15 protein-coding genes are annotated in these 22,349 nt (G+C 52.7%); all 15 read right to left on the reverse strand.

The features are described 5' to 3' along the window. Positions 1 to 49: 49 nt before the first annotated feature. The 15 genes from C173_RS08680 to C173_RS32780 all read right to left on the reverse strand — a co-directional run bounded on the left by C173_RS08680 (position 50) and on the right by C173_RS32780 (position 21,947). A complete protein-coding gene (locus tag C173_RS08680) occupies positions 50 to 841 on the reverse strand; it encodes an alpha/beta hydrolase (RefSeq protein WP_036724060.1) in 792 nt (263 codons plus the stop codon). A 26-nt stretch (positions 842 to 867) separates the two neighbouring features. Continuing rightward, positions 868 to 2,334: a sucrose phosphorylase gene (gtfA, locus tag C173_RS08685; RefSeq protein WP_036724061.1), complete on the reverse strand. Its 1,467-nt coding sequence runs from the start codon at positions 2,332 to 2,334 to the stop codon at positions 868 to 870. Positions 2,335 to 2,347: 13 nt separating this feature from the next. Continuing rightward, a complete protein-coding gene (locus C173_RS08690; RefSeq protein ID WP_036724063.1) occupies positions 2,348 to 3,304 on the reverse strand; it encodes a carbohydrate kinase family protein in 957 nt (318 codons plus the stop codon). A gap of 97 nt (positions 3,305 to 3,401) precedes the next feature. Then, positions 3,402 to 4,334: an alpha/beta hydrolase gene (locus C173_RS08695; protein WP_036724064.1), complete on the reverse strand. Its 933-nt coding sequence runs from the start codon at positions 4,332 to 4,334 to the stop codon at positions 3,402 to 3,404. Positions 4,335 to 4,380: 46 nt separating this feature from the next. After that, complete coding sequence (locus C173_RS08700; RefSeq protein ID WP_036724065.1) at positions 4,381 to 5,355, reverse strand: LacI family DNA-binding transcriptional regulator; 975 nt, start codon at positions 5,353 to 5,355, stop codon at positions 4,381 to 4,383. 427 nt (positions 5,356 to 5,782) lie between these two features. Then, a complete protein-coding gene (locus C173_RS08705) occupies positions 5,783 to 6,772 on the reverse strand; it encodes a LacI family DNA-binding transcriptional regulator (RefSeq protein WP_036724067.1) in 990 nt (329 codons plus the stop codon). Between the two features lie 108 nt (positions 6,773 to 6,880). Further along, positions 6,881 to 7,708: a carbohydrate ABC transporter permease gene (locus tag C173_RS08710; protein ID WP_036724069.1), complete on the reverse strand. Its 828-nt coding sequence runs from the start codon at positions 7,706 to 7,708 to the stop codon at positions 6,881 to 6,883. Next, positions 7,708 to 8,589 (reverse strand): carbohydrate ABC transporter permease, encoded by an 882-nt coding sequence (locus C173_RS08715; protein ID WP_036699404.1) that lies wholly within the window; start codon positions 8,587 to 8,589, stop codon positions 7,708 to 7,710. Before C173_RS08715 ends, C173_RS08710 begins: the two co-directional genes overlap by 1 nt. A 244-nt stretch (positions 8,590 to 8,833) precedes the next feature. Then, a complete protein-coding gene (locus C173_RS08720) occupies positions 8,834 to 10,198 on the reverse strand; it encodes an ABC transporter substrate-binding protein (protein WP_235191827.1) in 1,365 nt (454 codons plus the stop codon). Positions 10,199 to 10,377: 179 nt separating this feature from the next. Then, positions 10,378 to 12,006 (reverse strand): response regulator, encoded by a 1,629-nt coding sequence (locus C173_RS08725; RefSeq protein WP_051477925.1) that lies wholly within the window; start codon positions 12,004 to 12,006, stop codon positions 10,378 to 10,380. Next, the gene (locus C173_RS08730) at positions 11,960 to 13,672 is read right to left on the reverse strand and encodes a sensor histidine kinase (protein WP_036724072.1); all 1,713 of its coding nucleotides are present in this window, start codon (positions 13,670 to 13,672) and stop codon (positions 11,960 to 11,962) included. Before C173_RS08730 ends, C173_RS08725 begins: the two co-directional genes overlap by 47 nt. A gap of 56 nt (positions 13,673 to 13,728) precedes the next feature. Further along, positions 13,729 to 15,435, reverse strand: coding sequence for an extracellular solute-binding protein (locus C173_RS08735; protein ID WP_036724073.1), 1,707 nt, complete (start codon positions 15,433 to 15,435; stop codon positions 13,729 to 13,731). Between the two features lie 103 nt (positions 15,436 to 15,538). Beyond that, positions 15,539 to 16,417 carry a carbohydrate ABC transporter permease gene (locus C173_RS08740; protein WP_036724075.1) on the reverse strand — a complete coding sequence of 293 codons (879 nt, stop codon included), beginning with the start codon at positions 16,415 to 16,417 and terminating at the stop codon, positions 15,539 to 15,541. 18 nt (positions 16,418 to 16,435) lie between these two features. Further along, a complete protein-coding gene (locus C173_RS08745) occupies positions 16,436 to 17,395 on the reverse strand; it encodes an ABC transporter permease (protein ID WP_051477928.1) in 960 nt (319 codons plus the stop codon). Between the two features lie 223 nt (positions 17,396 to 17,618). Continuing rightward, positions 17,619 to 21,947 carry an endo-1,4-beta-xylanase gene (locus tag C173_RS32780; protein ID WP_162174680.1) on the reverse strand — a complete coding sequence of 1,443 codons (4,329 nt, stop codon included), beginning with the start codon at positions 21,945 to 21,947 and terminating at the stop codon, positions 17,619 to 17,621. Positions 21,948 to 22,349: the final 402 nt, after the last annotated feature.

The following is a 22,349-nucleotide window of genomic DNA, read 5'->3' on the forward strand; positions in this document are numbered from 1 at the left end:
CTCCGCTTCTTTTTACTTTTCGTTATTTTCTTAAGTGCTTATTATAAAGTCAATTAGCCGCCCAATCCAGCGCAGCTTCAATATGCTTATCCCAGTATGCCCAGTTATGGTCGCCAGGGCCTTCTTCATAGTAATGGGCGGCCTGCTCGCCTTCCAGGAACTGATGGAACCGGCGGTTCACATCCAGCAGCATATCCTCGGTTCCGCATGCCATATACAGCTCCGGCAGGGCAAGTCCCTGCGCCTTCACATTACGCACCAGCTGCTCAGGGTCTTTGTCGCTGCCAAGCAGCCTACTCAGATCGCCGAAGACGCTGGCATAGTAGGAATAACTGGCAATTCCGTCTTTATAGTCTGGGGAAATATTGGCAACTCTATACGGAATTAAGGCCGAGGATAAGGCGATGATCCGGCCGAAGCGCTCCGCGTATTTCAGGCCGTTGCGGATTGCCCCGTAGCCGCCCATGGATAAGCCGCCGATCCAGGTATCCTCTCTGGCTGCTGATAGCGGGAACAGCTTGCGGGTGAAGTCTACTAGCTCTCTGCCGATATACTCACCGTAGTATTCTTCTCTTAGCTCATCATTGACATAGAAGCGGTTCTCCCCGGCCGGCATGAATACTGCCACCTGATGCCTGTCTGCCAGCTCCCTGATCCTGGAGAAGTTCAGCCAGTCGTTCTGGCTGCCGGAGAAGCCGTGCAGCAGATAGAGCGATCTCAAGGGCTGGCCCGACCAGGCCGGCAATCCCCAGCCCTCCGGCAGATCCACCGGCAATATGGCCTGGATCGTGACCTCCCGCTTCAGACTTGCCGAGAACAGGCTGATTTGCATTGTAGCCATCATCATTCCCCCTTAACGAATTAGAATCAGACCCAGTATACCGCTTCTTGTCCCTGCTGATCTATATATTCGATAACAGTCTTATAATTCTGCAGGTTAATATGCAGCCGGCAATATGCTGCTCCTTGCTCCCACATCAGCCTGATTTCATCCGCCTCTGCCTCAAGCACCCGGAAGGTTCCATGGAAGGCGCTATATTCATTCCGGAAGCGGATCAGCTTCATCAGCCGCTGCACGACCTCCCGCTCACTCTCCGCTGCAATCTCCTCCAGCGTATAGTTATGGCGGTTAATCTCCCGGCCTTCCCCCGTCAGGGCGACCTGCTCCAGATCATTGCGGCCAGCCAGCAAGCCTACATAATAGACCTGCGGAATACCCGGTACGAAGAATTGAATCGCCCTTGCTGCCAGGTACGCGTCGTCATCTTCATTCAGTGCACTGTAATACGTGCAGCGGATCTGATGGACATCGAAGCCATCCGGCGCTTTATGCTCCTCGGACAGAATCAGGCTCAGGTTCGCCCCGCGCTCCACGCAGAGATCCACCAGCTCCCGCGCTTCCTTGGTATCAATCAGCTCATCCAGATCCGGCTTCACCGGAACACCGTCATGACAGTCCAGCATCGTGAACTGCTTAGGCGAACGGGTCCGCAGATAGTCGTACAGCGCCGTATTGGATCTGCCGGTAAGCGCCTCAAGCACGCGGTAAGGCAGAATGAAATCATAGATCCAGCAGCCGTATTCCGATAGCTTGGTCTGGATACTGTGATGCGCATGTACCTCCGGCAGCAGCTCTATATCCAGCGAGTCGGCCATCTCTTTGATCCAGTCCAGGAATTCATAGATCTCCGGCTCCACATAGAAACAACTGGTGCCCAGCTTCTTGATCACGTACCCGACCGCATCCAGCCTGACAATCTTGACATTCTGCTCTTTGAAATTCTCGAAGAACTGCCGCAGCAGGTCGCGGGTGAGCGGAGAATGGACATCCAGATCAATCTGCTCGGAAGGATCGGTTTTGCCAAAAGTGGTCCAGACCTTCTCTTCCACCCCTCCGGAGGTAGTGAACGTAGAATAAGGCAGCGGCCGCCGCAGGAACATCTTCTCGATATCCGTACGCACAGGCTCGCCATTCTCCCAGATCTTGTCCAGGGTGATGAACAGATCCGCATATTCCGAAGCCCGGCCATGCTCCAGGAAGTCCTGGAAATACGGCGATTGCCTGGAGATATGATTGACCATCAGATCCACCAGCACATCGAATTCTTCCCCGATGCTGCGGATGTCCTCCCAGCTGCCGAATTCCGGCTCAATCTCCAGATAAGTCAGCGGCGCAAAGCCGCGGTCCCCCGAAGAAGGAAAGGGCGGAAGGATGTGAATCCCCCCGGCAAACAGCCCGGCGAAGGGACCGCGCAGCACCTGATGGAGCTGCTTCAGGTCTCCGCCCAGGGAATCGGGATAGGTAATTAACTGTACTTGATTCTTCAGTGTCATCTTAAGAAGCCTCCTACAGGTTGAATTGTTGCTTAATGACCGCAAGCGCAGGCAGATCGACTACCGCACCGGTGAATTTCAGTTTGTACGCGCTGACAGCAGATCCAAGCTCCAGCGCTTCTGTGAGCGTATACCCTTTGATAATAGCTGTATAGAATCCGGACCAGAAGGCATCTCCTGCTCCCGTCGTATCTTCAATCTGCGTCGCCTTGGTCTCAAACGACATCGTTTCGCTGCCGGTGGAGACGAGTGCCCCGTCCTTGCCCAGCGTCAGAATGACCAGCTTCGCGCCAAGCGCAAGGAATCTGGCGATCTGCTCCTCCGGCGTGCCGGGACCGAACAGACGCTCAGCGTCATCCTCGGAAGGCTTGATGATATCCACCTTCGGGATGATGCTTTTGACATAGGCTACCCCGTCCTCCCCCTTCTGCCAGATCGAGGGATGATAGTTGGGATCGAAGCCGATCAGCACCTTATGCTTCCGCGCCGTCTGGATCACCCGCTCCACCGCCCTACGGGACGGGGTCCTGGAGATCGGCCAGCAGGAGAAGTGGACAATTCTGGAATGAATCAAGGCTTGCTCCAACGCCTCATTGTACTCCAGCCGGTAATCCGCCGCACGGTAAAAGATTGGAACCGGCGTAGCCTGACTCTTGGTAATCACCACCATACTGGTAGAATCATCGACCTGCTGGATGCCGCTTGTCGCCATTCCGGCGCTCTGCAGCCGGTTGATCAGATAGTTGCCCAGGCTATCCCTGCCCACCGCCGAAGCCACATGCGACCGGATGCCCAGCTTCCCCGCATTAATGGCAATATTTGAAGGCGATCCGCCAAAATAACGGGTATATCCATCACCTACCGTGTCCTCGCCGTACTCATTGGAGATCATATCCACGAGCAGCTCGCCCACTGTTAACACATCGTTCGCCTTATCTTCAAATGGTATTGTCTCTCCGAGTTTAAACACCCGCACTCCCCCTTGGTACTCCAGTATCCTTGTGTCATATCCATTCTATGGTCTCTGTGTACACAATACTTTCAAAAACCCGTCCTCTTTTTACAATTTAAGAGTTCAAGGCTCTTGCCAGGGCATGGATGTATCCCTCTCTGGCTCTGCGGCTGACTTCGGCTGCAGGGACAACATGCTCGAAGCCATGATAGCCCCCCGGGTAGAGATGAAATTCCACTTCTACACCGGCCTGTGCCAGCCGGGCCACATAGTCAATCGTCTCATCACGGAACGGGTCGAGCTGTCCGACGCAGATATAGGCGGGCGGAAGTCCCGCCAGTTGATCCGCACGGCCGGGTGCCGCATACGGGGAGGTGTCTGCGCCCCCGGCAGGGCCGCCCAGGTACATCTCCCACGCCACCAGGTTGTTCGCCCGATTCCACACCGCCGGGTGCGTGACCTCATAACTCGAAGGTGTAATGTTGCGGTCATCCAGCATCGGATACAGCGGAAGCTGGAAGCAGAGGGCAGGGCCTCCCTTGTCCCTCGCCATCAGGGCCAAAGCCGCTGCCAGACCGCCGCCTGCACTCGCTCCGCCCACGGCAATCCGGGCCAAATCGATGCTCAGCCCATTGTTGATATCGGCCAGCCACACAAGCGCTGCATAAGAGTCCTCAATGGCTGCCGGGTACGGATGCTCCGGGGCAAGGCGGTAATCGGGCGACACGACTACACAGTTGGCCGCGAGGACGAAGCTCTCGCATAACGCATCGTCACCGCTCGGCTGACCCAGAATATAGCCGCCGCCATGGGTCCAGAGCAGGGCAGGCAGCTTATGTTCACTTCGCTGAGCCGGTTCATAAATTCTGACCCGAACCGGCCCGGAACCGGCAATCAGAACCCGTTCCGTAATGCGGACGCAGTCCGACGGTTCAGTAGGCGGCGGAAACATATTCCGGGCTGCGGCCAGATCCTCCGGCAAATGCAGCGGCGGCAGGCCAGCGATCCCTTCCCGTAAATCCGGGGCTACGCGGTAAATGAAATCCATATATATTTCCTCCATATCGTTCGAATGTGAATGAATCCTGCGTGCTTCAAGTGGTCCCCTTCTCCGATAACCGGACGGGAAGAATCGTCTCCAGTGGAACCGGCTCGCCGGCAATCTGCTGAAGCAGATATTGAACAGCCAGCTCGCCCATCTTCTTGATCGGCTGGACGATAGTAGTCAGATCCTCCGCATCCAGGGCGGCAATTCCGTCATATCCAATGACTTTGACTTGACCGGGCACGGCTCTGCCCAGCCTTCTGCACTGCTTCAGCACCTGTAGCGCCAGCATATCGCTGCTCGCGAATACGCCGTCCAGCTCAGGGCGTTCCTCAAAAAGACTGCTGACCAGCTTCTCGTAATCCTTATACTTAAATCCGTTCAGATCGGTTTGCCGGACGGTATATTCCACATCTTGCCTCTTGACCTGCTCCAGGAAGGCGTCATGCCTTTGCTTGGCCAGCAGATTCAGGCGCAGATTCCCGCTGAGATAGGCGATACTCCGGCATTTTTTGCGCAGCAGCAGCCGGGTGGCCAACACTCCACCCTGATAGTTATCCGAGGCAATGAACGGAATCGACTTAGAAATCTGCCGGTCCAGCGACACCAGCGGCAAGCTGATTGACTTATAATCGTTCACGCTCATCGTATGACTGCCCATGATAATGCCGTCAACCCGGCTGGCCCGCAGCAGATCGATGTATTCTTTCTCTTTTTTCTTATGATGGAGGGAATTGCACAGCATAAGCTTATAGCCTTGTTCATAGGCATAGGCCTCAATATGCTTGGTTACCTCTCCGAAGAACGGATGGGAGATATCCGGCAGAATCAGGCCGATCATATTGGACTTCTTGCGCAGCAAGGAGCGTGCCACCTCACTCGGATGGTAATTCAGCTCCTCCATGGCATCGTTCACCTTTTGCTTCAGACTCTCACTGAGGTATCCCCGGTTATTCAGCACACGGGAGACGGTAGTGACGGAGACGCCGACCTTCTCGGCAACATCTTTGATGGTTACAGCCATCCGTACCTCCTGACCCGGGTCAGCCTTCTTCCTCTGTTCAGCAGAACAAGGCAAGGTTCTATGTTAACCGGTTGATATAATAGGGCAGCAGCAGCTATAAAACTGTAAGAATGGCTTAATTGCAATCTGTACATCTAAATCGCCGTATATACTGGCGAATCTCAGTTTAGCTGTATTTCGTGCAATTAAAATACCTCTATACCTGGATTTTCGCCCATTCCAGCATATTTAGTTGTATGAAATACAGTTAGGAGAGGAATACCTTCCTTTTCACTGTTTTTAGTTGCACCGAATACACTTATCTCTGATTATGCAAAAAACTGAACCTAATAGGTTAGGTGATTTCCTCTTAATGATCCAATCCATAAATTTAAACCTGACGCTCTATTAAGGCAGACACTGGCAGAGAAACTGCCAGTCCTGAGTATCAGGTCGTGCCGCGCTCCACAGCCGTTACCGGGAACGTGTTCACCATCGCCACCGCCTGGCCCTCGATCTGCCGGACCGCCAGCTCCATAATGGCTTCGCTCATCTCCTGAATCGGCTGCCGGACAGTGCTTAGACGCGGTGAGATCATAGAAGCCAGCTGCACATCATCATAGCCCACAATGCGCATGGCTGAAGGAATCTCCTTGCCGAGCAGGTTGCAGGCATGAATGACCTCGGCGGCAATCACATCACTGCTGGCAAATACGCCGTCGATCTCAGGATGCTCCTGGAGGTAGGCGGCAATGGCGGTGTCCCCTCCGGTGTAGCTCCCCTCATTGACCTCCAGCTGCAAGTACAGCGGCGCAAGCCCGGCGCGCTTCAGCTCTTCTTCGTACCCCTGCCTTCTCAGGCCGGCCAGCATGAAGTGATGCTGGGGACCGTCGATCCCCCGCTGGATATAGACCGTGTGCCGGCAGCCCTGGCCGGTTAATAACCGGGCAGCCAGCCGGCCGCCCTCCAGATTATCCGAGGTGACCACGGGGATATCCTCCGAAATAACACGGTCGAAGGAGACGATCGGCAGGTCCAGGTGAAGATAATGCTGCACATCTAGCACGGCACTGCCCATGATGATGGCGTCAACCTGATTTTTTTTGAGCATCTCGATATAATCCACTTCCTTGGAGACGTTGCGGTTGGAATTGCAGAGCAGCAGCTTGTAGCCCTTAAGGTCTGCGTAATATTCGAGATAGGCGGTCAGCTCGGCAAAAAAAGGATGGGAAATCGCCGGGATGATCAGCCCGATCATATTGGATTTTTTGCGGAACAGGGCCCGGGCCATTTCATTCGGCTGATAGTTCATTTCCTTCATCACCCGGTAGACCTTCTCCTTCGTCTTGTCACTGATATACCCTCTATTGTTAAGGACTCTGGACACTGTATTCACAGAAAGTCCTGCCTGCTTCGCAACATCCTTCAGATTCGCCATAGAAACCACCTTGCTTTTTAGTTCCAATTATAGATGAATTTCGCATGGATTTCAGCTATTGAAGCGTAATCGTCACTGCGGTGTACATTGGGACTTCCCCGCTCCCCCTTACTTCAGCGCCCCTTCTGTGATCCCTTTGATGATCTGTTTTTGCAGGAACAGGTAGATGATCAGCACGGGAATGATCGTCATAATCAGCCCGGCCATCAGCGGCGCATAGTCCACGGAATAGGAGGAGAAGAAGGTATACGTGGACAGCGGCAGTGTCTTCTGATCCGGCGACAGCAGCACCAGGCTGGGCAGGAGATAGTCATTCCAGATCCAGAGCACATCGAGTACCAGCAAGGTGACGAACACCGGCTTCAGCAAGGGCAGCACAATACTGAAAAACGTCCGCAGCGTACTGCTCCCTTCGATAAACGCCGATTCTTCCAGCTCATAAGGAATGCCTTTGATAAAGCCGTGGAACGTGAAGACGCCGAACGGCACTCCGAAGCCGAGATACATGAACAAAAGCGTCAGCTTGGTATTCAACAGCCCCATATTCCCGTACAGCATGACCATTGGAATCATCAGCACCTGGAAGGGCAGAGCCATGGAGGCCAGCATGAGGAAGAAGAGGATGGAATTCACCTTCCATTTGTAACGGACGAATAAGTACCCGGTCATCGCCGAGAAAATAATAATGATCGTGACGGAAATCCCCGTAATGATCAGCGAGTTCATGAACCCCTGCATAAAGTCCATATTGTCGAAGGCGCTGGCATAGTTCTTGAAATTAATCGTTGTCGGCAGTGACAGCGGGCTCTCGAAGAATTCCTGGGTGGTCTTGAAGGAGTTCATAATAATCAGCAGGAACGGTGTTAAAAAGGCCAACAGCAGCAGGTACAGGAATCCTGTCCGCAGGCCCGGGAGGATACGCCGGTTAGCATTCATTAAGATTCCACCTCCAGCTTCTTCAGCAGATAGGATTGCGTCAAGGCGATAATCGCGACGACAGCGAACAGAACGACTGCCTCTGCCTGGCCGACACCGTATTGATTGGACAGGAAGGCTTTTTGCACGATATGGTAGGTGGCCAGCTCCGTTGAATTGAACGGTCCGCCCTTGGTTAACGCCAGGTTGATGTCATACGTTAAGAAGGATCGGGACAAGGAGATGAAAATACAGATGACGATCGCAGGAACCGTCAGCGGCAGGATGATTCTACGGATCACTGAAGTCCGCCCCGCCCCGTCGATGCTCGCCGCCTCCAGCACATCATTCGGAACGCCTGTGAAGCCCGCGATATAAATGATCATCAGATACCCGACCAGCTGCCAGGCGGTCGCAATGATCAGCGCCCAGAATGCCGTCCCCGTATTCGTCAGCCATGAGGTCTGAAACAGCTCCCAGCCGTATTTAGCGCCAAGGTAAGGCAGCACCTGTGAGAAAAGCGTCTGCCACAGGTATCCGAGTACAATCCCGCCGACCAGATTGGGCGTGAAGAAGCCGGTGCGCAGCCATTGTTCGCCCCTCCCGCCTCTCGTCAAGGCGAGCGCGATGAAGAAGGCGAACACATTGGCAATCACCACAGTGAAGAAGACATACTTCAGGGTGAACCACAGCTGCTGAAGGAACACCTTATCCCTGAACACCTCCAGATAATTCGTGAAGCCGATCAGGCTGCTGTCGCCTGTCCGGACATCCCAGTTCGTGAAGGTCAAATATAAGCCGACGATGAACGGTATGATCACAACGGCGGCAAAAGCGAAGATAGAGGGACCTCCGAAGACCAGAAACGTCCCCGCATTCTTCAGTGATAGCTTTTTGTTCATAGTGCTGCCCCCTTTCCTCTTAACAGGCTGAACTGGAGAATTTTTTATGTTTTGGGATTAGCCGCGACTCCAGAGAAGTTTTGGACTTCCGGCCGCTGTTGTCTGCAGATTTCTTGATTTTATACCGTTTTTAACGGTTGAAATCCGCAGACAAAGGCGATCGCTATCGCTCCTTCAGTTCCAAAATTCCCCTCCGTCACTTTTCCCTTAACTTAAGTCTTCAAGTTCAATAAATAGAGATTCTCTATTTCCCTGCATATGATTTCCAGTAATCCTGAACCTCCTGCGCCAGCCCCTGGCGGTCGATATTGCCTACCAGATACTTCTGCATCGCAGCTCCGGTCTTGGCCCAGTAATCCTGCGGCAGGTAATTGATGACACCGATGTTGATAATCTTCCCTTGCTTCACGTATTCGCTGACGGCGTTAGACATAACGTTCGTGCTCTTCGCCTTAAGATCCTTGTACGGCATGGACAGCCCCATATCGGTAATAATGGCCTTTTGTCCGTCCTCACTGCTGACCATCCATTCGATGAACGCTTTGGCGGCTTCCTGCTGCTCCGGCGTAGACTTCGAATCATCAATGGCGAACAGCTTAGGCTCGCTGTAGGCGACTTGCGCGTTGCCGAAATCCTCCGGGTTATTGCTCACAGGCAGCGGCAGAATACCGAAGTCGGCATCGCGGCCTTCCAGTGTTCCGATAACCGCCCAGCTCCAGTCTCCCATGAAGTAGAAGGCGGCAGCTCCCTTGGCGAAATCCGCGCTGTCACGGTTATAATCGGCAACGAGCGGGTCGCTCTTACGTGCGTTGTATTTTTTCAGCAGATCGAAGGTATCCATCAGTCCGGTGAACTGCGGATTCTCCGTCAGCTGAACCTGCCCGTTCTTCAGCTCCTCCACGAACTTCCGGTTGTCCTCCACCTTCTGCGACTGCAGGGAATAGGTCAATCCCAGATAGTGGGCGCCGAGCGACCAGTCTGCCCCGTGAAGCATGACGGGTGCTTTGCCAGCCGCTTCAATCTTCTTGAAGACCGCTTCCAGATCATCACGGGTCTTCACCGATGCTGGATCAAAGGCACCGCCGATACCCTCTTCTACTGCACGCTTGTTGTACAGCAGACCGTAGCCTTGGGCAGTCCAGGGAATACCCAGGAATTGTCCGTCCAGCAACGCGCCGTCGATAGCTCCCGGATTGGTCAGCGCTTCATACTTCGCCTTCTCCGGCTCTAAATCCAGAAAATCATCCTTATATTGAAGTATGGTGCCTGCATCCAGATTCACGATTGTCGCCGGATTGCCGGAGGCCAGCAGGGATTGGAACTTCTCAAGCTGCGCGCCGCCGATCGGCGTAGGAATCAGTTCAATCGTCACCTGCGGATTCTGCTCATGATACTTCTTGAACAGCTCCTCGAATACAGTATTGACTTCTGCAGAAGTATTGAAGAAAGTTAGCTTAACGTCCTTGGAGGCTTGCTCTGTTTGTGTTCCCCCATTCCCCTTGTCTTCCTTGACAGCACTGTTCGTTGAATTCCCCTTGGAACAGCCTGCGAGTAATCCGGTGACCACCGTCAGAGCGATAGCGAAGCTTGCAGCTTTTCTCAATTTCAACTGAAATCCCCCCATACTTATGATTTTTTTGAATGCGCATACATTTCGGATGCAATTTTATGATAACCGGTTAACATATTTATGTCAATCGGTTATCATATTTAAATTTTAGCTAAAAAAAGGCCCCAGCCCAAATGAGCCGAAGCCTGTAATATTACGGGACAAGACCACGCATCCCCCTACAACTTCCCCCGGTAATCCTGCGGAGTCATGCCGAATTGCTCCTTGAACACTTTGATGAAATATTGGCTATTTGCGTAGCCTAGCTGCTCAGAGATCTCATAGATCTTCAGGTCGGAGTTGCGGAGGCTGGCTACGGCCTGCTCCATCTTCCTATTCAGGATATACTCGCTGATGCTGATCCCGCTGACCTGCTTGAACAGTCTGGAGACATATGCCGGATGAAGCGAGACCGCGTCCGCAACGAATTGCTGGCTGGCCTCTGCCAGATTAGACGCGATACAGCTCTGCATCTCCTTGACGATGCCCATCCGGTTATTCTGTGTATCCCGTTCGAGCTTGCCCTGCAGGGTATCCACCAGCGCCTCACCCCAGCTGACCAGTTGGGACACGGAACGGAAGAGGGTCTTATCCAGCAGCTCCCGCCCGACCAGATCGGAGAGCAGGCTATGATTCTTATGGGCAATATAGTGAAAGGAGCCGAGAATCATAGTACGGATCTCCTCAATATATTCTTCGTTATACGACGGCAGGTTGTTGCTGAATTCTCTCAACTGCTGCAGCCGTTCCTTATACCCCTGCCACTGGCCGGTCTCCAGCAGATGCATCAGTGTCGGGGAAGCATATAAGTCCTTGAGCGGCTGGACCGGCGAGCTCTTCTGCTTGTCCGTCAAGGAGATGAAATAGCCCTGGTCATTGCCCACTTGCTGTCTTAACGCCGACTGGGAATCCTCATACATGGCGCGGATATCCAGCGGGAATTCCCCCGGGTAGGACAGAATAACCGAGATTCCGCCATTCAGATATTCATTCACACTGCTGTGCAGCTGATGGGTATTATGGGTTAGCTGCTTGAGAATCTTGTCCGGGTCAACCGCCCCCGCTTCACTGCTCTTCACAATAAACACCAGGTTCTCGTAAGCATCCCGGCCATGCCACAGCTCGAAGCCCGGGCCCAGCAGCTCGCAGGCAATGTTCGTCACCGCGTATTCAAAGAGCAATTGGCTGTCCGGCCCGAAGTTCGTGAAATGCTCCTCCAGACGGATCAGAATCAGGAAGACCCGGTCGTTCAGCTGAAAATCAATCTGATATCCGCTAAGCTTGTCCTTCAGCCGTTCCTGCGGATAGGATTTGCCCTGAATCAGTTCGGCCAGCAGCTTATCCTTCAGCGCCGGGAGATGCTCCCGGAAGGCCAGCATCGCCTGCTCATAAGATGCCGTCCGGTCGATTTCCTTCTTAATCGTCTTAATCGTGCTCTCCAGAGCAGCACGCAGCTTCTGGTGATCCAGCGGCTTAACAAGATACTCTGCCACCCCATACTGAAGGGCTTCCCTGGCATATTCGAACTCGGCGTAGCCGGTTAGCAGAATACACTTGATTCTCCGGTGGGTCTTCCGCACCTGCTTCACCAGCTCCAGCCCGCTCATACCGGGCATGGCGATATCCGTAATGACTATATCAACCGGGTATTGCCCGATCATCTGCAACGCCTGGGCGCCGGAGTAGGCTTTATATACTTTTTCAATCCCGAAGTCCTGCCATGGAAAAGCAAGCTCCAGATCATCTACGACATATTGTTCATCATCTACCAGCAGAATTTGCAGAATGAGCTTCTCCCTCCTTTTCAATCCGAATCCGGTAACAGGTGCCTTCGGACAGCACGGAGTCTACGGATAACCCGGAGTCCTTGCCAAAATACAATCGCAGCCGCTGATTCACATTCCTTAGCCCCGTTCCGAGCTGTTCATTGCTGATAATATTATCCTCGATATGGCGGCGGACCGCGCCGAGCCGTTCTTCCGTCATGCCGATTCCGTTATCCTTCACGGTAATCAGAAGATACGAATCATCTTCCTCGGCGGCAACCGAGATGATGCCGGGCCTCAGGCCCGGTTCAATGCCATGCTTAATGCAGTTCTCCACGAGCGGCTGCAGAATCATCCTTGGCAACCGGTATCTGCCCGCCTCCGCTGTGACACCGAATTCGAAGGTGATCTCTCTTTTGCGCAGGTGGACCATGTGCAGATAATGCTCGACGAAATCCAGTTCATCCTGGAGCGTAGAATCCAGCTGTTCAATCTTATGAATGTACCGGCAGTAGGAAGCCAGATGCAGCGTCATCGCGGTGACCGCATGATAATCTTCGATGCTTGCTTTGCTCTGAATGAAATTCAGGCAGTTATAGAGAAAATGCGGATTAATCTGCGCCTGATACTGCTTCAGCTTCGCTTCCTTCACTTCAAGCTCGCCCAGCAGAACCTGCTCGATCAGTGTCTGGGTATTCTCCGCCATCCGGTTAAAGGAATTGCCCAGCACCTTGAACTCATTGACCTGCAGATCGACGGCACGGCTGGAAAAGTCGCCCCGGTCGAACCGGTCGATCGCCTTGCGCAGCATAATCACCGGCTTCTGCACCTGACGGCGAAGAAGCAGCGTGTAGAACATAATACCCACCAGCACCACCAGTACCGCATAGAGGAACAGCCGGTTATTGCGGTTAATCGGTTCGATATACTGGCGCTTGGGATAGGCGTCTATGAAATACAAATCCAGCATGTCCGACTTCATATAGTTAATCAGATACTCTGCACGATTCTCTGTAGCGGAGATGGTTCCCCTGTTCCCGTTAATCCCAGGACTGATCGACTGTAACAGCTCCTGCGGAAATGCTGCCCCCGGCTGAATAAAGGCCCGCTCAGAGGCATCGTACAGCAGCGGCATACCGGAGACATACTGATCCATCATTTTCACCAGATTATCCAGCGAAATCCTGACTTCAATTAACAGCGAGCTGATATGACTGCGCATGATATTGGAGTAATATCCCTTGCCTTCCTTATCCATGTGCAGCACCCAGCGGTTCCGCGCCTGCTCCGGGGGGCTGAAGGTGCTGAAGGAGAAGGAGGAATCAGAGGATACCGTCTCTTTCTCATCCTCATAGTACAGAATAACCGTATTCTTCCAGGAGGTAGAGGCGGTGTTCAGGGCGAGCTTATCGATGATGGTCAGCTTCATCTCATATTTGGAATATTGATCCCCGAACTTCAGAATATAAGGATATCCACGCACAGACTGGTCCTGTGACAAAGTAATGGTATTTGTCAGCACCTGTTCAAATTGCGTGGATAGCTGGGAGGTCATGAATTCAACCTCGTACATTTTATTTTTTCTCAGCTCATTCTGAATGTCCTTCACGTTCAGCCGGTAGATGAGCCAAAACGCACCTACGATAATCAGCAGCATCAGCATCAGAACAAACGACAGCCACTGAAAGATAGACAGACGATATTTCACATTGCCCTCCTCCAAATGAAAGGACGGCCTGGGGGCCGCCCTGATTCTCCGTATCTTTACTTCGATAGAGATTGATACCATTCATTGACCTCTGTGGTCACTTTATCACCGCCTGTAGTTTTCCATTTCTCTACAAAGGTATCGAATTCGTCTACCGGCGCTTTGTCATAAATAATTTTGTTCAGAATTTCCTTCTCCAGCTTCTCCAGCATATCTCCACGGGAGAGCTGAGTTTCAGTAGGCGTACCTGTGAACATCTCAGGCATTACACTGTCCTTCTGATCGACGATGATTTTGGCTGCTAAGATCTGCTCAGGAATACGCTCGGACAGATTCTTCTCATACTGGTTAGCAGGCTCAGCGCCGCCGGCCAGCTTGGCCAGTGTATTCATCATCAGGTTAGGAATAATGGCTCCATCGTAAGTCAGGGTATAACGGATCGCATCCACCCAGCCGCCTGGAATCTTATCCGTATCCTGCTCTTTCAGGACGGTTCCGTCTTCAGCGATATCATAATCGTAGCCTTTGGCGAAGCCGTTCACGAAGGTTGTACTGTCCGGGTTAGCCCAGTTATCAAACAGATAGTTCTGGTAGACGAAGAATGCGTCTTTATGCTCCATATCCTTGTTGATCAATACAGCACCTGAGGCGATCTTCGTGCCGTGTCTGCCTACCTTGCCATCCGGGCCTGCCGGAAGCGGATAAGCCTTATGCACTGCACCTGGAACGTTCTTCTGCAGATCCGGCAGCGGCCAGCCTGTCATCCAGTAAGGGCCGACAATGATACCGGCTTTGCCTGCTGTAAAAGCTTCTGTTGCTTTGTTCTCATCATACAGACCGGATTCGGAGGAGATATAGCCTTCTTTCATCCATTTCTGCATCGTTGCCAGGCCTTCCTTCATCTCCGGCTGGACAGAGCCGTAAGCGAGCTGGTTGTCCGCCGTCTTGTTCCACTGGTTAGGCATGGCGCCGAACATCCCGAAGACCCATCCGGCTTCCGACATCCATGTGTTCAGGTTGTTTTTGAAGCCCACAGCCAGTCCCGTTGTATCCTTCTTGCCGTTGCCGTCAGGGTCCTGGTTCGTGAACGCATCGAGCACGGTTTCCAGCTCAGCCAGATTCGTCGGAGCCTTAAGGTTCAGCTTCTTCAGCCAATCCTCACGGATATACATAACCGGGTCATTATTATAAGCGTTTTCCAGAATCGGGATCCCCATCCGCTTGCCGTCTCTCATGTAGGGATTCCATACGGTTGGCTCTTCGGCCATCGCTTTTTTGTAGATATCGGAAGCATATTTGTCGAACAATTCGCCTGCATCGGTGAACTGGCCGCTGTCAATCAGATCAGAGATCAGGGAAGGGCTTCCACGGAAAGAGATGATGTCCGGCATTTTTTCACCTGAGGTCAGCATCAGGCGCAGCTTGGTTTCATAGGCGTTGTTCTGGTCACTTACGGTCCAGAGATACTTGATATCAATGCCCAGCGTATCCTTGGCCCATTTGGTGTGCACGTTATTTTCAATATTTTCGCCATTCTTGAATTTCAGGCTGCTTGCGATGGGAAATACGGTTGAGATGGTTACCGGTTCTGTATATTTGCCATTCTCAAAGGGAGCCGAATACATAGCGTCTTCGCTTGCCGCCGGCTTGTTGTCCCCTTCCGCCTTCTTGTTGTCAGCATTTCCGCCGCATCCGGCCAGCAAGCTGCCCAGCATGACTGTGGATAACACTGCCGCCGCAGAGAATTTCATTTTCTTTATCATTTAATCTTGCACCCCTTTAATTAAAATTTAATCATATTAATTATATGAGTCAATCTTTTTCAGCTTTCAGCGCGTGCATCACCCCCTTTAATAGGAAGGACGGCTATTCCTTAACCGCCCCGAGGACAATTCCCTTCACGAAGAAACGCTGCAGGAATGGGTACACGATGAGGATCGGTGCCATCCCGATAAAGATCTGAGCGGCTTTGACCGTTCTTTGCGAGATATTCTCCAGATCCTCCGGCCGTACAGTCACCTTACTGAAGTCCTGCTGGACAATGACTGACTGCAGGAAGGTCGCCAGCGGATAGTTGCGGTGATCCGTCATATACAGCAGGCCGTCGAACCAGGAGTTCCAGTGACCGACAATCGTGAACAGCGACAGTGTAGCAATAGCCGGCATAGATACCGGGAGATACACGCTGAACAGTGTTCTGAAATGACCTGCGCCGTCGATGAAGGCGGCTTCTTCCATTTCTTTGGGCACGGCCCGGAAGAAGTTAAGCAGCAGAATGATATTCCATACCGAGACGGCTCCCGGCAGAATCAGCACCCATAAGGAGTTCATCAGGTGCAGCTTCTGAATCAGAATGTACATCGGTACCAGACCGCCGCTGAACAGCATGGTGAAGACCAGCAGCCAGATATACATGTTCCGGCGTCTGAACCGGGCGTTCTCTTTGGACAGCGCATAGGCAGCCAGAATGACTACCCCCATGCTGAACAGCGTTCCCAGCACCGTGCGCTGCAGCGTCACCCAGATGGACCGGGTGAAATTCTCATTGGCTACAGTCTTGGTGTAGGCGTCCACTGTGAAATCTACCGGCCACAGACCCACCAGATTGGCATTGGCTGCCGATTTCCCGCTGAATGATACAGCAAGAACGTGAATCAGAGGGACAACACACATAATTGAAACTGCGATCATCAGGATATAGTTGAACACGGTGAAAATGCGGTAAGGTTTTGTTTTATGATACATGCCCTATTAGCCTCCATTCTAGAAAATACGGTAGTTAGCAAATTTATACGAAAGGCGGTAAGCTGTTACGATCAAGACAAAGCTGACAACGGATTTGAACAATCCGACCGCTGTGGAGAAGCTGAACTTACCGTCAACAATTCCTAGTCTGTAGACAAATGTATCGATGATGTCCCCTTTATCGAAGACAAGCGCGTTATACAGGTTAAAGATCTGGTCAAAGCCTCCGTTAAGCACGTTACCCAGCGCCAGTGTTCCTACCACGATGGTAATCGGCAGCATGGCCGGCATCGTAATCGACCAGGTCTGCTGCCAGCGTCCTGCTCCGTCTACCTCAGCCGCTTCATAGAGTGCCGGGTTAATTCCCGCCAGGGAGGCCAGGAAGACGATGGTGTTGAAGCCGAACTCTTTCCAGACATCACTCACTACAACGACAAACCGGAACCAGTTCCCGTCACCCAGGAAGAAAATCGGCTGGATGCCGAATACACTGACCAGCACCTGGTTGATCAAGCCGCCGTCTCTGGCCAGCAGGTCGGAGAGAATACCGCCTAGGATCACCCATGAAAGGAAGTGGGGCATATAGACAATGGTTTGTACCATTTTTTTGAATGCCATCTTGCGGATCTCATTCAGCAGCAGTGCGAATAAGAAAGGAACGATCAGGTTGGCGATCATTTTCAGACCGGCAATAATCAGTGTGTTCCAGATGATCTGAACGTTCTCGGGAATACTGAACAGATATTCAAAATGCTCCAGCCCCACCCACTTGGAGGCGCTAAAGCCTAAGCCCGGCTTGTAATTCTTGAAGGCAATCGCAAGGCCCGTCATTGGAATATAGGCGAAGATCACGGTTAGGATCAAAGCCGGCAGAACCATCAGATCGAGACTAAGGTTCTTGGTCCATTTCGATTTTTTTCGGGGACTCCCCGCATTGACATCCAGTTTCTCGCCTTTTACGCTGGCTGGCGTAACCATGTTTTTCATGCTTCTGCTCCCCTTTGCTGGTCAACGTGTATCCGTTTACTTTGTTTATAAATTAATCATACCTAGCCGGACATGACAGATACATGATAAATACAAAGCATTGATAACAAAATGATAACCATGTTAAATTACTCCCATCACAAAAAGCAGCGGCCCCCTTACCTGGGAGAACCGCTGCTCGAATCAATGCTATAGACTTGCGGACACTACTCTACTAATTGAGACTGATTATCCGGTATACTACCAAGGCAGCCTGCTCCTTGGTCATCTGGGCCTTCGGCAGGAAGTTGCCGTTCTGTGCGCCTTGGATGACTCCGGCAGCCCGCAGCTTCTCTATTGCGCCTGAAGCTTCCGCGCTCAACTGGTTCAGATCCTTGAAGCTGTGAACAGCAGCGGAATCGTCCTTCAGTATGATTTGCTCTAGCTGGACGAGCCGGTTCAGCATGACCGCCATTTCCTGACGGCTGAGTGTAGCGTTAGGACTGTAGAGCCCATCTGCTCTACCTTTTACAATACCTAAGGCTCCTGTAATGTTAATAGCCTCGGCATATGGGGAATCCGTACTGACATCCTTGAAGCCTGGAGCGGCTGTTGCAGCCTGAAGGTCAAAAGCATCGACCAGCAGCTGGGCAAATTCCGCCCGGCTCATCAATACCCCCGTCTCATAGGAAGCCTCTGCTCCCAGAGGAAGTATTCCTTTTGCAGCCAGAGCTTCAACACTCTCGGCTGCCCATTTGCTGCTCTTGTGATCTGGCAGCTTCACCGTGGCAACCACATATTGTCCAAGCTCCTTGGTCTTGAAGGAGACATAGCCTGTAGCCGGATCATACTGACGATCCTTCACAACCACAAGCCGCCCATTCTCCAGCACCTGATATACCACAAGCTGGTGCGCCCGCTCGCCTGACTTAAGTTCATAAGGCAGCAGCAGGGTAAGCGCCGTTGCGTCAACTGCTGTAATCTTGGCTCCATGGATAGTGAGCGAGAAGTCCAGTACAGCCGCTCCATTCAAGCGGGCCTTCACCGCTGCCGGCCATCCGTCCTGGGCCACACGCTTCACTTGAAGCTGTAGAACATCTCCTGCCTGTGTATCCTGCAATTTCAGCAGCTGGGTGTTCAGGCTCAGAACCGCCCCGAAGCCGCTCTCAATCTGAATCTCCTTAATCTTCGGCTGTGCGGCCAGACTCTGAAGCGGAAGCCCGAGCTGTAGCATTTCGGCTCCTGCCGCAGGTTTAACGGCGATCTTCAGAATGCCGCTGTCCAGCGACTGAAGCACCGCCTGGCGGACGGCCTCAGGCATGAGATTCACATGCAGAATTCCTGCCTTATCCGGGGAAGCCTGAACAGTCAGCTTACCGTCTGCGAAGACCGCTGCCGGAGCAGGTGCCTGGGACGATGGAGCAGAGCCAGACGATGGGGACGGGGATGTACCTTCAGTTCCCGCTTGCGGTCCCTCTGCTGGTGCCACAAAGGTCAAGATCCCGAAATTCGAGGTATCCCGCCAGGTATCCTCTCCCCTGTCATTCCACTTACTCGTACTGCGGGTGCCGTCGCCCCGATCATCATTGATCTGCAGATCAAGCCCGATGGAGCTTCCCGCCTTTGCCTTGATCATTCCGAAATTAATCTTGGCTTCTACGCGGTACCCGGTGTCCGTATGGACTACCGCGCTGGTCAATCTGCTATCCGAGGCGCCTCCGCCAAAGGACGCCACATTATTAATATTAATCCGGTATTGACCATCATCCCCCTCGTAATAAGGGGTTCTGTTGAAATTCTCATCGATGAAGATTTCCACGGAGTCCTGGTCCCATGGATTCACGGCATCCGCCTTCAGTAAGGCGTCCTTCACATCAACGATCAGGTAGAGGCTGTCCTCCGACCACATTGATCTGGCTTCTGCGGTGGTGCTGTAAGGAGAGGAAGCCAATTTAACTTCAAAAGGCTTCGCCTGCTCCCATACCGCATCCATCTGCCCGTCAATCTGCACCTGACCCTTCACTGACTCCGCTGAATTAGGCATTGCAGAGAGCTGGAGGACTCCGTAACGGCTGGTATCCGTATCCTGGGAGCTGCTTCTGTCATTCCAGTAGGCAGGAACAGAACCCGGAACACTCGCGTCACTGACACGGATATCAAGACCCAACTCCGCGCCTGCGGAACCTTTAACGGTTATAAGCGGAATTCTCGCTTCAATGATATAACCGCCCTCACGTTCTGTGCTGGTGAAGCTGACTCCTTCGGTCCCGGAGCCCGAACGCGGTAAGCTGATCTTGCGGTCATCCGGCTGATAAGCCGTAGTCTTCCCATTGTTCTCATCCAGGAAAAGCTCAACCTTGTCTTCCGCGTTCCGACTAGCATCGGTAACGTCTGCCTTCACATACAGATTGTTCGTATCCCACAGCGTATGAACCTTGGCAGTTACTGTACTGCCCTGTTCCAGCGGAATCCCTGCTGTTTTGCTCCACAGGGCTTGCCCGGCTTCGCCTGCCTGAGGTGTACCCTCAAGAGCCACGGCTACATTGTGAATGGCCGGCAACTTGGATGGGTCAACTGCCCCCCAGTAAGCAGGCTTTGCCTTCAGCTGCTCATCGAACAACATGGCATGGTTATTGTAGCTTTTCTCATCCTGCACGCCCCAGATGGAGACTGAGGAGATTGTGTCCTTGTATTTCTTGTATAGCTCAAACAGATCATTATAGCGTTTGCCCTGCCGCGCAGCGATATCTGGAGGCAGCGGGGAGGACGGGCTAATGCCCGAATCGACATCCAGCTCGGTGATCTGAATGTCCAGCCCAAGCTGCGAGAATTGCTGAATCGTCTTTTCAATCTCCGAAATGGATGGGGAGAACAGTCCGTGATGAGACTGGAGGCCCACGCCGTCTATCAGATTCTTCGCCTTGAGCGTCTTCAGCAGCTTATAGATATGCTCACGCTTTTCCGGTACCTCTGTGTAATAATCATTGTAATAGAGCTTCGCTTCCGGGTCCGCCGCACGCGCGAATTCAAACGCCTTCTCAATGTAATCCGGCCCGATCAGGGTATACCAAGGCGTGATTCTCATGCCGTCCGGACCGCCGCCATTGTCGGCAATCGCTTCGTTCACTACATCCCAGGCATAGATTTTGCCATTATAACGGTGCATAACGGTCTCAATATAACTCTGTAGACGCGTAAGCAGCAGCTCTCTGCTGGCCGGCTGGCCGTCAGGACCCGTGAACATCCACTCCGCAGCATCGACGTGCCAGAGCAGTGCGTGTCCGCGAAGTCCCATCCCGTTTGCCTGGGCAAACTCCACATATTTATCCGCACCGTCGAAGACATAGGTGCCTTCGGAAGGCGCAAGGAACTTGGGCTTCATTTCATAGGTGGCTGTGATGCTGTTGAAATGCTTTTTCAGCAGCTCTCCGTAGACCCCTTCCATTTGCCAGGAATACGCTGCGGCTCCGATGGCGAAGTCACCAGCGTAGATGTCTTTTAACGACGGAATATCCTGTTCAATGCTCAGCTCTGTAGCAGGCTGGGCGGTTACATCATCCACATAGAAGGATAAGGTATCGACGGTATCCTCTGTAATATAAGGCGTCTCCACGAACAGGTTCAGCTCGGACGGCTGGTCGCTGTACTGGAAATTCCCCTTCAGCAGATGCCATTGATCCCACTCATCAGCCTTAATGCTAACCTTATCGATCGCATTCCAGCTCTCGGAGCCGGCCTTCTTATACACTGTCATTTGCAGGCTTTTGTCGGCCTCCGGCTTCTCCTTCAGGCGGACATACAGCGAGAACTGGTAGCTCTTGCCCGGCCGCAGATGCTCCTTCACACTCAGGCTTGGCCCGTAGAAACTGCGCTCTCTTCCCTCGACCAGCATACTGTGAGTTCCCGTATTAGCCGTATCCTGACTCACCGACAACGACTCCGGACCAATCCGGTTCTTCCAGCCCTGAAGCGTTCCGTCTTCAAAATCCGTGCGCAGCCCTTCCTCCCCGTCCGGGACTTCAACCGCAGCGGCGGTAATCTTGATATCATCCAAGTAGAATGCAGTTCCTGCTGCGGCTTCCGCATAAATCTCCGTGAAGCCTACCTTATCGCCTGTAATATAAGTACCTTCCAGATAAGTCCATTCCTCAGACCATTGCCCGCCGTTCAATTCCGCTACAGCCTTCCAATCCTCGGCTTCGCCGATTTTGGTATGTACCGTGAATTTGACCGGCGCCGGAGATTTCACCCATGCTCCCACGGTGTAGGCTGTATTCGGAGTCATCTGGTCCGATAGCAACTGATTGGGCCCTTCCCAATCCTTGGTCCGTCCATCCACATACAGACTGTAGGAGCCTCCATGATAGACTTCCTTCGTTACCGTAAGCTGTTCGTCGCCTTTCTTGGTCCAGCCCTGCGCGGTGCCGTCTTCATAGTCCGAAGCGAGAACAACGGCCGGACCTCCCTCGGCCGCCGCATGAGCCGGTGTGCGCATAGGCAGCACCGAGGCTGCGAGGACGACCAGCGCCAGCGTGAGGCTCATTATTCGTTTAGGCTTGAGCATCTGTACCCTCCTAAGAATCATCTTTATAAAGCGCTTACACAAAGAATTATAGCCGATTGGAAATCGTTTACAAATAACAATTTGATAGGATTGATAACAAAATGATAAGCGGGGCTGGGGAAATTAGCGGTTTTCCGCATACACCCGGCTCCCCCTCGCGCCAGCACATGTTTCGGACCACGCGCCTCCCCTCTGCACAATGTAATCGGTTTTTCGATTACACTTAGTCCGTATGGCACCCTCCGGCGCAATGTGGTCGGTTTTTCGATTACATTTAGTCCGTATGGCACCGTCCGGCGCAATGTAATCGGTTTTTCGATTACATTTAGTCCGTATGGCACCGTCCGGCGCAATGTAATCGGTTTTTTGATTACATTTAGTCCGTATGGCACCATCCGGCGC

The sequence above is a fragment of the Paenibacillus sp. FSL R7-277 genome (genome assembly GCF_000517965.1).
GTDB classification, from domain to species: domain Bacteria; phylum Bacillota; class Bacilli; order Paenibacillales; family Paenibacillaceae; genus Paenibacillus_AQ; species Paenibacillus_AQ silagei.